The 14,321-nt window shown below is 44.3% G+C and carries 13 protein-coding genes; all 13 read left to right on the top strand.

Annotation, left to right across the window (positions count from 1 at the left end; all coding sequences use genetic code 11):
• Positions 1-108 precede the first annotated feature (108 nt).
• The 13 genes from dinG to V6W81_RS18295 all read left to right on the top strand — a co-directional run bounded on the left by dinG (position 109) and on the right by V6W81_RS18295 (position 14,301).
• A complete protein-coding gene (gene dinG, locus V6W81_RS18355) occupies positions 109-2,973 on the top strand; it encodes an ATP-dependent DNA helicase DinG (RefSeq protein ID WP_338540011.1) in 2,865 nt (954 codons plus the stop codon).
• A gap of 201 nt (positions 2,974-3,174) precedes the next feature.
• Entirely contained in the window at positions 3,175-3,828 is a 654-nt protein-coding gene (locus V6W81_RS18350) for a redox-sensing transcriptional repressor Rex (RefSeq protein ID WP_056696791.1), read from the top strand.
• Complete coding sequence (locus V6W81_RS18345) at positions 3,815-5,119, top strand: amidohydrolase (protein WP_145047445.1); 1,305 nt, start codon at positions 3,815-3,817, stop codon at positions 5,117-5,119. The genes V6W81_RS18350 and V6W81_RS18345 overlap by 14 nt, the downstream gene beginning before the upstream one ends.
• 36 nt (positions 5,120-5,155) lie before the next feature.
• On the top strand, positions 5,156-5,683 hold the full coding sequence (locus tag V6W81_RS18340; protein WP_338540010.1) for a hypothetical protein: 528 nt from the start codon (positions 5,156-5,158) through the stop codon (positions 5,681-5,683).
• A 331-nt stretch (positions 5,684-6,014) separates the two neighbouring features.
• Complete coding sequence (locus V6W81_RS18335) at positions 6,015-6,542, top strand: hypothetical protein (protein WP_145047443.1); 528 nt, start codon at positions 6,015-6,017, stop codon at positions 6,540-6,542.
• Positions 6,535-8,037 carry an AAA family ATPase gene (locus V6W81_RS18330; protein WP_145047442.1) on the top strand — a complete coding sequence of 501 codons (1,503 nt, stop codon included), beginning with the start codon at positions 6,535-6,537 and terminating at the stop codon, positions 8,035-8,037. Before V6W81_RS18335 ends, V6W81_RS18330 begins: the two co-directional genes overlap by 8 nt.
• 133 nt (positions 8,038-8,170) lie before the next feature.
• A complete protein-coding gene (locus tag V6W81_RS18325; RefSeq protein WP_145047441.1) occupies positions 8,171-9,043 on the top strand; it encodes a 3-hydroxyacyl-CoA dehydrogenase family protein in 873 nt (290 codons plus the stop codon).
• On the top strand, positions 9,040-10,245 hold the full coding sequence (locus V6W81_RS18320) for an acetate kinase (protein ID WP_145047440.1): 1,206 nt from the start codon (positions 9,040-9,042) through the stop codon (positions 10,243-10,245). The genes V6W81_RS18325 and V6W81_RS18320 overlap by 4 nt, the downstream gene beginning before the upstream one ends.
• Positions 10,246-10,346: 101 nt before the next feature.
• On the top strand, positions 10,347-11,642 hold the full coding sequence (gene asnS, locus V6W81_RS18315; RefSeq protein ID WP_056696807.1) for an asparagine--tRNA ligase: 1,296 nt from the start codon (positions 10,347-10,349) through the stop codon (positions 11,640-11,642).
• 17 nt (positions 11,643-11,659) lie between these two features.
• Positions 11,660-12,361 carry a DnaD domain-containing protein gene (locus V6W81_RS18310; RefSeq protein ID WP_145047439.1) on the top strand — a complete coding sequence of 234 codons (702 nt, stop codon included), beginning with the start codon at positions 11,660-11,662 and terminating at the stop codon, positions 12,359-12,361.
• A gap of 205 nt (positions 12,362-12,566) precedes the next feature.
• Positions 12,567-13,055 carry an IS200/IS605 family transposase gene (gene tnpA / locus V6W81_RS18305; RefSeq protein WP_090915317.1) on the top strand — a complete coding sequence of 163 codons (489 nt, stop codon included), beginning with the start codon at positions 12,567-12,569 and terminating at the stop codon, positions 13,053-13,055.
• 312 nt (positions 13,056-13,367) lie between these two features.
• Positions 13,368-13,862: an RNA polymerase sigma factor gene (locus V6W81_RS18300; protein WP_260985357.1), complete on the top strand. Its 495-nt coding sequence runs from the start codon at positions 13,368-13,370 to the stop codon at positions 13,860-13,862.
• Entirely contained in the window at positions 13,855-14,301 is a 447-nt protein-coding gene (locus V6W81_RS18295; protein ID WP_338540009.1) for a hypothetical protein, read from the top strand. Before V6W81_RS18300 ends, V6W81_RS18295 begins: the two co-directional genes overlap by 8 nt.
• Positions 14,302-14,321 lie beyond the last annotated feature (20 nt).

The raw sequence follows: 14,321 nt of genomic DNA, 5'->3' as shown, positions 1-14,321 counted from the left end.
TCAGGGATTACGGAGGAGGCACCGCCTTTTTTTGTCAGTTAATTTTCAAACGTCCTTTTTTTTGCTATGCTGTAACATAGACTGGAATGGAAGGGATCGTACATTGCAATGAAATTTGCCGTATTGGATTTCGAAACAACCGGCACGCAGTCCGACGGTGAAATTATACAGGCCGGACTTGCCATCATAGATCATGACTACAGCATATCTCAAATATATAGTTCTTATGTGAATCCGGGCGTACCGATTCCACCGTTTATTACGGGGTTAACCGGTATTACCGAGGAAGATGTTGCGGACGCTCCTTCATTAGAAGAGATGATGATGGAGATGGTTCCACTGTTGAACGATGTCGTTCTGGTTGGTCATAACGTCGCATTTGATTTTCATTTTCTTCAAAATGCATTAGACCGTTGTGGATATTTGCCATTCACAGGACGAATTTTGGATACCATTGATTTTCTCAAAATCTCATTTCCTTCACTTAGCTCCTACCAGTTAGGATATGTATCGACTGAATTCGGATTTCAGCATGACCGTCCGCATCAGGCGGATAGCGACGCGTTAGCTACCGCGCATGTACTGCTGAAGTGCTTGGATGAGCTACGGGAATTGCCACTTATTACGATTCAGCGTTTGTCTGACTTATTTGCACCAGAGGATAGCGATTTCGGTTGGTACCTCGACGGTATGCGAAGTGAGAAGGAAGCTGAACCTATTCAGGATTTGGATGGACACACCTATTATCGCCAATTAGCGCTTAATGTGAGTGATTGGATGGACATTGGTGCTCCACGCAATGAGCTGGAGGGTAATCCGCTAGATGGTGTCAGTTTTGAGCAATTCATGGATCAGGTTCGAAGCAATCTCAGAGATACCTTGGATCACTACGAGGAACGGGAAGCACAGACTTTAATGTTCAGCAGTGTGAGACAGGCTCTGGATGAAGAGAAGCACCTGCTTATTGAAGCAGGTACGGGGACAGGTAAGTCTCTGGGGTATCTGCTACCAGCCATTTATGAAAGTGTGAAGCAAGAACAGAAAGTAATGGTGAGCACACACACCATTAATCTGCAGGAGCAACTTAGAGAACGGGATATACCGATGCTTACTGAAGTTGTACCGTTGCCGTTTAAAGCTGCTGTATTCAAAGGTCGGGGTCATTATTTGTGCCTGCGCAAATTCGAACACAAAATCAACAAACGTGAATTTGCTACACCCAAAGAAGACTATTTCACAGCAGCACAGATGATTGTTTGGCTTGCTCAGACAGAAACAGGGGACGACGAAGAACTGAACCTGAGCGCGCGTGGTGGGGACTTCTGGGAGACGGTGCAGAGCGAGTCTGAATCCTGCCTTGGGCGATCTTGCCCATGGTTCCGCAAATGTTTCTATCACCGGGCGAAGCATGAAGCTGGCTTATCAGATATCGTAATTACGAATCATTCCAAATTATTTACCGATGTGAAAGCAAGTCATCAGCTTCTTCCTGCGTATGAAAGTCTTGTTATAGATGAGGCTCATCACCTAGAGGACGTAGCAGGCAAACATTTAGGCTTGCATATGAAATATTTCACGATGGTTCATACGCTCACACGTCTGTTTAAAGATAGCCGTAACGGTCAGTTGCCTATGCTTCGCTCCCAGCTATCAAGCCATGAAAAATCAGTACAATGGGGTTCAGCTATTGATCAGATGTTCCCGCTTGCTGTTGAAGTCAAGGACATGTGGGACAGATTGAGCGAATCTTTATTTAATCTTCTTCCTGAGCGTAGTGATGCTTCCCCAGGGGAGACAGGTCAATTCTCTCTTCGATTGAAGCCGTCGCAGAAGCCTGATAAGTGGCAGGCGCTTCAAGAGGATGAGAATCAAATATACGTAACGTTAGGTGACTTGATTCGTAAGGGTGATAAGCTGTTACTTGAGATCAAGGAAGAACAAGATGATTATCAATCCGATAGCTTGATTACGGATATTACAGGCCTTCTGAAGGATCTTGCCCTACTCAAAGAGAATCTACGTTTCTTCATGCGTATGGATGATGTCAATACCGTTTATTGGATGGAAGCAAGTGGACAGTTCCGAAGTAAATCGCTACAGCTCTATGCGGTTCCTGTAGATGTCAGCGCACAACTGAAGGAATTGTTCTTCGACAAAAAGAAAAGCGTTGTTCTGACTTCAGCTACACTTTCTGTAGATAAGTCATTCCAATTTATGATTGAGCAACTAGGATTGCAGGAAGCAGCAGACCATAACCGTCTGCTTACGTCCTTGCTACCGTCTCCGTTCCGTTATCGGGATCAGGCCTTGCTTGTTATTCCACGTGATTTCCCAAGTTTAAAAGGCAGCGTAGGGGATGCACACTTTGTTGATATGTTGGTGCATTCATTAGCCGAAACGGCCATTGCGACGCGTGGACGAATGATGGTGCTCTTCACGTCATATCGGATGCTGAGACAAGTGTATGATCCGCTCAAGGAGGCCTTGGCGGGTAATGATATCTCGCTGCTCGGTCAAGGGGTGGATAGTGGTAGCCGTTCGAAGCTCACACGCCGATTCCAAGACGCCAAAGCAACAGTACTTTTGGGTACCAGCAGCTTCTGGGAAGGGGTAGACATTCCAGGGGAAGCACTCACCTGTCTGGCAATTGTTAGATTGCCATTCCAGCCGCCTAATCATCCATTATTGGAAGCGAAAAGCGAGCTGTTGCAACAACAGAAGAAAAATCCATTTATGAAGCTATCTGTGCCACAAGCTGTTATTCGTTTTAAGCAGGGCTTCGGAAGACTTGTACGGACAGCGAAGGACAGAGGCATCGTCATTGTATACGATACACGGGTCATTGAAGCATATTACGGTAAGTATTTCTTATATTCGTTACCAGGTCCCAAAATGGAGCATATGCTGACCGAACAGATGGTTCCACGAATTCGTGAGTGGTTAGACCAGCCTACTGATGAGGCATCGGAATAGGGCTATACGCGCAAGCGTTGCACCCTGATCGCAATTAGTTGTAAAATTTATAAGATTCAATAATTGAGAAATAAAGATTACTGCTATCATAATGTATATCATTGAGGCATCCTGTCCACGTAACCGTGATTTTGTATGGCATGCAGGGTGCCTCCTATTTAATCTATCTTCAGGGTCACATTGGTAAAGGGGAGTAAACGAATGAAATCAGATAAAATATCAGAAGCTGTCGTGCGGCGTTTGCCAGTTTACTTGCGTTATTTGAGTGAATTGAGTCAACGTGAGGTTACTACGGTTTCTTCTCAAGAACTAGGACTACGCTTGGATCTTAATCCAGCTCAGATCCGAAAGGATCTAGCCTATTTTGGTGATTTTGGTCGCAAAGGCATTGGCTATGACGTTTCCTACTTGATCGAGAAAATTCGGCACATCCTGAAGATCGATCAGCAAATCAACGTAGCATTGGTTGGTGCGGGTAATCTTGGACACGCCTTGTCTAATTACAATGCATACTTGAAAGACAACATGAAGATTGTTGCCGTATTCGATGCTTACGGTCCCAAGATTGGTACTCAGATTAATAGCTTGAAAGTTCAACCAATGAATGAATTATCAGAGTCTGTCCAAAAGGATAATATTCGTATCGGCATAATTACAGTTCCAGATACAGAAGCTCAGAATGTAGCTGATCAACTGGTCGAGTCGGGTATTGAGGCTATACTTAATTTTGCACCAACGATCTTGAAAACGCCGCCGCATATTCGCATTCACCATGCTGACTTTACGACGGATCTACTCAGCCTTGCTTATTACCTGGAGAATGGAAAGGACGACGAGGAAGATGACGACAAATAAATGGGTTATTCATAACGGCAAATTTGCTGTAAATAGTGGTTTGGACTGGAAAGTGGTTCAAGGTTATATGGTTGTGGAAAATGATAAGATTGTGCATATTGGTGAGACGCTACCGGAAGGGGACGAGAGCCTGCCTAAAGTGGATGGAAAAGGACTTCTTTTCCTACCGGGTCTGATCAATACGCATGGTCATGCAGCAATGTCACTTCTAAGAGGACATGGAGATGATCTAGCGCTGCAGGTATGGTTACAGGAGAAAATGTGGCCTATGGAAGCTAAAATGACGGCTGAAGATGTGTACTGGGGATCATCCCTATCTGTGTTAGAAATGCTAAAAGGAGGAACTACGGCTTTCCTCGATATGTATGATCATATGGATCAAGTGGCTAAAGTGGTAGAACAATCCGGTATTCGCGCTTCTCTGGCTCGTGGAGTTATTGGTCTGTGTTCAGAAGAAGAGCAGATGCGTAAGCTGGAAGAATCGGCTGCATTTGCCCGTGAGTGGCATGGACAAGCGGATGGCCGCATCACAACGGTTATCTCACCGCACGCTCCATACACATGTCCGCCGGATTACATAGAGAAGCTTGTACAAGTTGCACACGACTTGAATCTGCCTCTGCATACACACATGTCAGAAACGATCCGAGAAGTGGAGCAAAATGTGACTGATTATGGGCTTCGTCCTGTTGCTCATCTGGAGAAACTGGGATTCTTCTCCCGTCCTTCCCTTGTTGCTCATGCCGTACACCTGAATGATGAAGAAATTGAAATTTTGGCTCGAAATCATGTTGCAGTTTCCCATAATCCGGGTAGTAACTTGAAGCTTGCTTCGGGTGTCGCTCGTGTACCGGATCTTCTAAAAGCTGGTGTGATGGTGTCCTTGGGAACCGATGGCCCTGCAAGCAACAACAACCTGGATATGTTTGAAGAGATGAGACTGGCAGCTCTGATTCATAAAGGAGTATCGGGTGATCCAACGGCTGTACCAGCTGGAGAAGCTCTTCTGTTAGGAACGGCTTATGGCGCCAAATCTATTTTCCTAGATGATACGGGTTTATTAGAAGTGGGGATGAAGGCAGATTTTATCGCCCTTAACATTGAACAAGCTCATTTCTATCCGCATACGGATCTAATCTCACATACCATCTATTCGGCTTCAGCGAAAGACGTGGAGCATGTGTGGGTGGATGGTAAACAAGTGATTAAACACGGCGAATGTCTCACAATGGACGAAGAGCGCATCTTGCGTGAGTCTCAATCGGCATTTGATGGTTTGCTTGCCCGTTAATTCATGTAGCGTTTTAGAGGAAAGGAAGTTCGGCTTTTGAAGAGAAAAAAGAAGTGGATCTGGATATCGTTGCTGGTTCTAGTTCTGCTCCTGTTTGGACTTCAACGTTATTATGTCTATGTCACTCAGGATCAGCGCAATGAAGAAGCTATGGCTATTGAAGCTGCACAGCAGCAAGACATTACGTTCACTCAAGATATCCGTAAATATGTCTGGGGTGGTAAAGATGGCGCAGACAACATCTATTGGACCTTTCTAGGTAAAAATAAGGACAAGCAGGATGTTCTCGTATGGGTGAAGTTCGACAATACAAACAAGCCGGTAACAGGCTCTGATGTAGTGCACAGTGAACTGGTTCAGAATGGCATGTCTGAAACCCAGATTCGCAATCGATTTAGCTCAGAGGTACCGGGTGGAGAAATAAAGCGTATTATGCCTGGTGTCGTGAACGGAATCTACGTATGGCAAGTGTATTATAATGACGATACCCACAATTATTATCGTTTCTATCGATTTAGCAATGGGGAACAGGTAGATTTAGTCTACACATTACCAAATAGCTAGCTACTGTACAGTTGCCAACATTACTTCCTTGTAATGAAGTCTAACTCGTATAGTACCATAAAGCACCAAAGTACCGGCAGATGATAGCAGACTGCACGGTTCTTTGGTGTTTTTGTCATTCTATTGGATTTGAATAGTTAAAATTAATAATTTATTCATATTTTAGCCTTCGAAATTGTATATACGATGTGATATACTCAGATATGTATTCAACATTACATGATGAATAAACAAGACAAATAAATCCTGTTTAATTACGAACAGGACTTGGATTGCAAATTTATTGACGCCTACAGGCTTAGTATAGGCCAAATTTGGGAGGGAAACTCATTTGAAGCTAAAAGTATTACCGATTGCTTTAACTGTCGTCATTTCTGCCGTCCTGTTGTTTGGAGGTTGGTTTGTGTATCGCCAAGTGGCCATGCAGAATCCGATCGAAAAAATGATTACCCAGTATGATGGAGTCAATGATGTTCATTTAACTATTAACCGCAATAGCGTGCAAATGAAACTTGATCTTGAACCAGATGTCGATTTGGGGAGACTAGTTCAATATATTCACAAAGAAGGACAGACTCTTATTGGCAATCGTAGCCTTAAACTTGACGTTATTGATCACTCCAACGAGGCATTAGAAAATTGGTGGGGTGATGCGATGTTCACCGTAGCTCAAGCGATGGAAAACAAACAATATACCGAGATCACACCAACGCTGTCTAAGATGGCTACCAATGGAATTAAAGTAAATACCGCTATGGATGATAACAACGTATACGTCAGTCTGCGAGATGGAGACGCAAGCAAGTTTATTATTCTACCACGTGTGCCAGGACAGATAGGAGTGTGGCCAAATGCCTAAGTGGACTAAAGAAGTTGTAATTGGATTTGTTCCAGTGCTAATTATCTTTCTTGCTTTTGTGGGTGTAAATATCATCCCAATTTTGTTTGCTGTATTGTTGGTCGGTGGATTGCTGTTCATGATGCAGATGCGTGGTGGTATTACCGTTGGAGCAAGTCAGGAGCGCAAACGGAAGAAAAAAGGGCCATCCAAGCTGACATTTGAAGAAATTGGTGGTCAGGATAGTGCCAAGCAAGAACTACGAGAAGCGCTCGATTTCCTTATCCGGCATGAAGAAATTCAAAAATTCGGGATTCGCCCGCTGAAAGGTATATTGCTCACAGGGCCTCCGGGAACAGGTAAAACCTTAATGGCCAAAGCTGCCGCTCACTATACAGATTCCGTGTTTGTCGCTGCATCAGGTAGTGAATTTGTTGAAATGTATGTCGGCGTCGGTGCGGGTAGAATTCGTGATTTGTTCCGTGATGCAAGAACACGTGCAACGAAAGAAAATAAAGAAAATGCCATTATTTTTATCGACGAGATTGATGTCATTGGTGGTAAGCGTGAAGGTGGACAACAACGTGAATACGACCAAACGTTGAACCAGCTTCTGACTGAAATGGATGGAATCTATTCATCCGAAACACCTCGAATCTTAGTGATTGCTGCAACTAACCGTAAAGAAATGTTAGACAGTGCATTGACTCGTCCGGGACGTTTTGACCGTCATATTCAGGTGGACATGCCTGATAAGAAGGGTAGAAAGCACATCTTGGAACTGCATGCAGTTAATAAGCCTATAATGACGGATGTAAGCCTTGAGAAGACGGCTGAAGAGTCTTATGGGTTCTCTGGAGCACAACTTGAAAGTGTGATGAATGAAGCTGCGATTTATGCGATGAGAGATGGATTGTCCAGTATCGAACAGCGTCATCTGTCGATGGCAATTGACAAAGTTATGATGGGCGAGAAGACCGATCGTGAGTCCACTGTTGAAGAAAAGAAACGGGTAGCTATTCACGAATTGGGACATGCCATTATGGCGGAGTTAGTTCGTCCTGGTAGTGTTAGTCAGGTAGCGCTCAGTCCCCGTGGACAGGCTCTTGGTTATGTTCGTCACAATCCACAACAAGAACAGTATTTATATACCAAACGTTTCTTAGAAGAGCAGATTATGATTGCCCTTGGTGGTGCGGCTGCAGAGGAAATGTATTACGGTGGTCGTAGTACGGGGTCACGTAATGACTTTGAACAGGCGACAAATGTTGTACAGACGATGATGGCTTCTGGTCTGACATCGCTCGGTATTGTGAATATGGACATGGTTACTACCGAAGAGTTGATGCGTGAGAATAAAGTCATTTTGCAGGAGCTTATGAATCAAACGAAACGATTGCTTGAAGAGCAACGGACAATATTCGACAACTCTCTGGATACCTTGATGAGAGAAGAAGTGTTGTCTGGAGAGCAATTTCGTTGTCAATTTCGTGACAGCGCCCTTTTACCGGCATAATTTATTTATGTCGGTTATTTTTTTTTACATTTCAGTCGTGCTAAGATATTATTATATGTTGGGTCGAAATTTGTAATTTTCGGCGAACAGGGTACAATAGAGAAATAGAGAACCGAAAGGATGGAACAGAACCATGTTTTTTAAAAAAATAGGAGTTGTCGGCGGCGGTACGATGGGGCAAGGTATTTCCCAAATGCTCGCAGCCAAAGGACTTGATGTGCTTCTGGTGGAGCATACAACGGAGAAGCTTGATTATGCCTATAATATGATCGAGACCAACTTGGATAAACAACTAGAGAAATGGGCAATTACGAAGGCAGAGAAGAAACTGATCCTCTCCCGAATCAACAAAGTTGCTCATTTGGCAGAGCTGGGTTCTTGCGATATGGTCATTGAGACGATTTCGGAAGATCTGGAAGCTAAAAAAGCAGTGTTTAGCCAACTGGATCAAGTTTGCCCAAGTAATGTTATTCTTGCAAGTAATACATCCACGCTGAGTTTGACCGAGCTTGCAAGCTCGACCAAGTACCCAGAGCGTGTTATTGGTATGCACTTTATTCACCCGGTATCCCGGGTTGATCTTGTTGAAATTATTCGTGGCTTGAAGACGTCGGATTCCACATTTGATGAGACTAGACGTTTTGTTGAAGAAGTAGTAGATAAAAAAGGCGTTATGATTTATGAATCCCCAGGATTCGTTACATCCCGTTTGATCTGCCTTCTGATCAATGAAGCACTTCATGTATTGCAAGAAGGTGTTGCTTCTGCTGAGGACATTGATGACGCAATGCGTATTGGATACAACTTCCAGCATGGCCCACTTGAGATGGCTGACCGTTTCGGACTTGATTCCGTTGAAGCAGCACTCGAAAGAATGTTCCGTGAATTCGGGGAATTGAAATATCGTCCTTCGACTGTCCTGAAGAAAATGGTACGTGCAGGACACCTGGGTGTCAAAGCGGGCGAAGGATTCTTCAAGTACGACAAGGATGGTGACAGACTGTGAAAGTATTAGTAATCAACGCGGGGAGCTCCTCGCTTAAATATCAATTGTATAATATGACAGACGAGTCCGTACTCGCAAAAGGTCTTGTAGAGCGGATCGGGATGGACTCCTCCATTCTCACGCACAAACCAACTGGTCGCGAAGACGTGACAGAAGTTAGCGAAATTCTGGAGCATACGACTGCGATTCGTAAAGTTATCGATATGCTGACAGACAAAGAAAACGGAGTGTTGGGTTCTGTAGATGAAATTCAAGCTGTTGGACATCGTGTTGTTCACGGTGGTGAAGCATTTAAAGAATCCGCATTGGTTGATGATGCAGCGAAAGCTGAGATTCGCCGTCTGTTCGACCTCGCGCCGCTTCATAACCCTGCAGCGATGATGGGTATTCGTGCGGCTGAATTGAATATGCCAGGCGTTCCTCAAGTTATGGTCTTTGATACAGCATTCCATCAAACCATGCCTGAGAAAGCTTATCTGTATGCAATTCCGCGTGTACTTTACAAAAAATATAAAGTTCGTCGCTACGGAGCGCACGGTACTTCCCATGACTATGTAAGTAAAGCAGCAGCAGAATATCTGGATCGTCCGTTAGAAGACCTGAAAATTATCACTTGTCACGTAGGTAACGGTGGTAGTGTAACAGCAGTTAAAGGTGGTCTTTCTGTAGATACGTCCATGGGTATGACGCCGCTCGAAGGATTGATGATGGGAACACGTAGTGGTGACCTTGATCCAGCGATCGTACCTTATGTAATGAACAAGGAAGAACTGAGCGTAAGTGAAGTAAACTCCATGCTGAACAAACACAGTGGATTGCTGGCGATCTCTGGGATTAGCAGTGACATGCGGGAGATTACAGAAGGTATGGAGAATGGCGATGCTAACTCCACACTGGCTTTCGAGATGTACGAATATCGTCTGCGTAAATACATTGGTTCATATGCAGCAGCAATGAACGGTGTAGACGTAATCGTCTTTACAGCAGGTGTAGGTGAGAACTCCGTTGTTCTGCGCCAAAAAGTATGTGAGCAACTGACATACCTAGGTGTTGAACTAGACGAAGCTTTGAATGCTATCCGTTCCGGCGAACCACGCCGCATCACAACTAGCAATTCCAAAGTGGATGTTCTTGTTGTGCCAACGAACGAAGAATTGGTGATTGCAAGAGATACACACCGAATCGTATTGAATTCTCAGTAATCTAATTGTAAAGTGAATATAGCATGACAAGGAAGTGCAGGGGACAGGCATAAGCCTGCCCGCTGCATTTTCAAATTCAGCACTAAGGGAGAGATATGGGCATGAGCACGGAGTGTGTAATTCGTAACGTGAATGAACATGTAGGCGAGACCGTAAAGATCGGCGCCTGGATTAACAACAAACGTTCCAGCGGCAAAATTCAATTTTTGCAACTGCGTGATGGAACCGGATATATTCAAGGGGTTGTCGTAAAAAGTGAAGTAAGCGAAGAGATCTGGAATGCAGCAAAGAGTCTTACCCAAGAGAGCTCGCTATATGTTACAGGTATTATTCGTGAAGAGCCGCGCAGTAACTCCGGCTACGAAATGACAGTTACCGATGTCGAAATTATTCATCTCACGGAGAACTATCCAATTACGCCTAAAGAGCACGGTGTTGACTTCTTGATGGATCATCGTCATCTGTGGTTGCGTTCGACTAAACAACGTGCAGTTATGGTGATTCGTGCAGAGATCATCCGCGCTGTTCAGCAGTTTTTTGATGGTAACGGATTCACACAGGTTGATCCACCAATTCTGACACCATCCTCTGCAGAGGGTACTACGAATTTGTTCCACATTAAGTATTTTGACGAAGATGCATATCTGACTCAAAGTGGACAGTTGTACATGGAAGCAGCAGCGATGGCACTTGGTAAGGTGTATTCCTTTGGGCCTACGTTCCGCGCAGAAAAATCCAAAACGCGTCGTCACTTGATTGAATTTTGGATGATTGAGCCGGAAATGGCGTTTGTAGATCATGAAGAGAGCTTACGAGTACAAGAGAAGTTCATTGCTCATGTTGTACAATCCGTGGTGAAGAACTGCCGTGCAGAGCTCGAATCAATTGGACGTGATGTTAGCAAGCTTGAAGGCATTGTCGCACCATTCCCACGCATCACATATGATGAGGCGATTGAGTTCCTGAATGGACAAGGCTTCGATATTCCTTGGGGAGAGGACTTCGGTGCACCACACGAAACAGCGATTGCTGAGAAGTATGATACACCGGTCTTCATCACACACTACCCAGCAGGTATCAAAGCATTCTACATGAAGCCTGACCCGAATCGACCTGAAGTTGTCCTTTGTGCAGATATGATTGCACCAGAAGGTTATGGAGAGATCATCGGAGGTTCGCAACGGATTGATGATCCAGAACTGATGAAACAACGCTTTGATGAGCACCAGCTTTCGGATGAAGCATATCAATGGTACTTGGATTTGCGTAAATACGGATCGGTACCTCATTCTGGTTTCGGTCTGGGATTGGAGCGGACGGTAGCTTGGATCTGTGGATTGGATCATGTACGTGAAACGATTGCATTCCCTCGTATGCTCTATCGTTTGTATCCTTAATGCTTAACCGTGAGTCTATGGAAGATACCGGCTCCAAAGCATGGATCAATGGAGCGGCTTATGGGATGACATCGGGAACAGCGCAGCTTCCTTATGCATTACTGCGCTATTATCATCAGTTAGGTCTATCCGATGCAGAGGTGCTCTTGCTCGTTCAACTTCTGGGCTTTCAACAGGCAGAATTCAATGAGTTTCCTACCTTGGAAGAGCTCGGTGGTCGTATGGGACTAGCCCCAGAAGGCATTGCAAGAATGCTGCAACGCTTGATGAAGGATGGATATGTTGCCATTGATGAACATCGAGATGAGGAACGAGATATTCAGTACGAACGTTATGACCTGCATGGGCTGTTTGCACGATTAGCGACTTGTGTGGCTGAGGATGTTGCTGCTCTACAGAAACAACAGCTGGACAATAACGCGCGTTCGAATTCGAACAGTGTTCAAATAGAAGAGGAAGAGCGTAATATGTTTTCCATCTTTGAAAAAGAATTCGGACGTCCACTTTCACCTATGGAATGTGAAACGATCTCCGGTTGGCTCGATCAGGATCGGTATCAAGAAGAATTAATTCTGATGGCGCTGAAAGAGGCTGTGTTTGCAGGCAAAGTACATTTCCGATACATTGATCGAATCTTGCTTGAATGGAGTCGTAATCGAGTGAAGACGGTTCAAGACGCCAAAGCGTATACGCAACGTTTTCGCAGTGGTGGTCGTTAATTCAACATATAGAAGTATCTCTATTCAGACAATCAGACAGGCCAGATGTTATTCTGTGCCTGTCTTTTTATTGTTGTGAAAAGAAAACCATACGCTATGCGTATGGTTCAGGGGAGCTTTCAGCGATGTATCAAAAAAAATTCCTCCTAATGTTACAATAAATTTGGTTCGCCAACCGAATTTATCGACAATAGGAGGAATACAGATGTCATCTGATGTGAACAGTTTAGCACATACAAAATGGAATTGTAAGTATCATATCGTGTTTGCTCCAAAGTACAGAAGACAAGTGATTTACGGAAAATTGAAACAAGACATCGGAAAGATATTGAGACAATTATGTGAGCGAAAAAATGTAGAGATTATTGAAGCGGAAGCGTGTAAAGACCATATTCACATGTTGGTGAGTATCCCACCAAAACTTAGTGTGTCAGCATTTATAGGATATTTAAAGGGAAAGAGCAGCCTAATGATCTTTGACAGACATGCTAGTCTAAAGTATCGATATGGAAATCGGAAGTTCTGGTGTAAAGGATTTTATGTAGATACGGTCGGAAGGAACAAGAAAGTGATACAGGAATATATCCAAAATCAATTGCAGGAAGACATCGTCGCAGAACAAATAACCATGGCGGAGTACATCGATCCATTTACAGGCGAAGAAACAAAGGAGCAACGAAAGAAGAAGAAATAGAGAACCCTTTTAAGGGTGGCCGAAAAAGTAGTGCGGTTGGCGAATCCTTCAACGCCCTTTTAGGGCTGGCCAGTAACAAAGGCTTTCAGCCGCAGAGCAAACCACCCGTTATACGGGTGGTTTTGATTGTGATATGATTCAGGATGGAAATTCCGCTTTTCAGGCGAAAGGCAACTATGTGAATAAAAAATAAAATAATATGCAGGGGCAGAGTGAAGCTTTGTCGTCTAATGTAATGGAGAGGAGGGGAGAGTTATTGATGAAGCGCGCATAATTGAACAAATCCGTGAAGGAGACACATCCCAGGTTCGCTTGTTGATCGATAAGTATAGCCAGCATGTGTACCACGTGGCTTACTCGGTACTACGAAACGATCAAGAAGCTCAGGATGCAGCTCAGGAAGCGTTCATACAGATGTACAAATCTCTCCCTGATTACCGATCCGAAGGCTTCAAAACATGGCTTACCCGCATTGCGTTTCACAAAGCAATTGATGCCAAGCGTAAGCTCGGCAGACGAAGCAATGAAGATTTAGGTGGAGAAGAGAGAATCCATCACTTACCTGGACGAGAAGAAGATGTTCTTACAAGACTGATTCGGGAAGAACGTAAGGAAGCTCTACGAGCACGAATTAGCCAGTTGCCTGCTCAGCATCGTGATATCATCACGGCATATTATTTAAAAGAGAAAAATTATGAGCAAATTGCCCACGATGCCCAAGTGGCTGTAAAAACAGTAGAGTCCCGATTATATCGTGCACGGCAGTGGATACGAAATCATTGGAAGGAGGATGAGTGGCGTGAATAAATCAGGTGTATATACCGTTCAGGAATGGTCCGAATATATAGAAGGTCGAATCCCTCCCAACCAATCACTGTATATGGAACAAGCACTTATAGACAATCCAGACGAAATGCACAATTATCTAGAAGCTCTCGATGTTCATGGAGAATTGCCTTCCTTGAGTGATCCAACGGGCTTTGCCGACTCGATCATGCATCAGATTAATCAAATGCAACCGTCCAATGTCCTGCCTCTACCACGTTCGCGTCGTTATCGCTGGCTTGAACATAAAGTATTTCATTACGCTGTGGCAGCCTGCCTGACGCTGATTTTCCTATCATCGGGGTTGTTTGATAAGGTAGCTCCTTATCATCTTCAGGATGGTGAGTCTGGCGGATCATTTACAGAGAAATGGACGGAGGCAGCTACGTCGTGGCTGGATAACTTCAAACCGAAACCATAAATAAGTTCGTATTGCCTGAA

The sequence above is a fragment of the Paenibacillus tundrae genome, from assembly GCF_036884255.1.
GTDB lineage: Bacteria > Bacillota > Bacilli > Paenibacillales > Paenibacillaceae > Paenibacillus.
This window is presented reverse-complemented; position numbering and strand designations above follow the sequence as displayed.

What these genes read in the sequence shown, in the direction of transcription:
- dinG (WP_338540011.1), top strand. Translation starts at nt 109, where the DNA reads ATGAAATTTGCCGTATTGGATTTCGAAACAACCGGCACGCAGTCCGAC.
- V6W81_RS18350 (WP_056696791.1), top strand. Translation starts at nt 3,175, where the DNA reads ATGAAATCAGATAAAATATCAGAAGCTGTCGTGCGGCGTTTGCCAGTT.
- V6W81_RS18345 (WP_145047445.1), top strand. Translation starts at nt 3,815, where the DNA reads ATGACGACAAATAAATGGGTTATTCATAACGGCAAATTTGCTGTAAAT.
- V6W81_RS18330 (WP_145047442.1), top strand. Translation starts at nt 6,535, where the DNA reads ATGCCTAAGTGGACTAAAGAAGTTGTAATTGGATTTGTTCCAGTGCTA.
- V6W81_RS18325 (WP_145047441.1), top strand. Translation starts at nt 8,171, where the DNA reads ATGTTTTTTAAAAAAATAGGAGTTGTCGGCGGCGGTACGATGGGGCAA.
- asnS (WP_056696807.1), top strand. Translation starts at nt 10,347, where the DNA reads ATGAGCACGGAGTGTGTAATTCGTAACGTGAATGAACATGTAGGCGAG.
- V6W81_RS18310 (WP_145047439.1), top strand. Translation starts at nt 11,660, where the DNA reads ATGGAAGATACCGGCTCCAAAGCATGGATCAATGGAGCGGCTTATGGG.
- tnpA (WP_090915317.1), top strand. Translation starts at nt 12,567, where the DNA reads ATGTCATCTGATGTGAACAGTTTAGCACATACAAAATGGAATTGTAAG.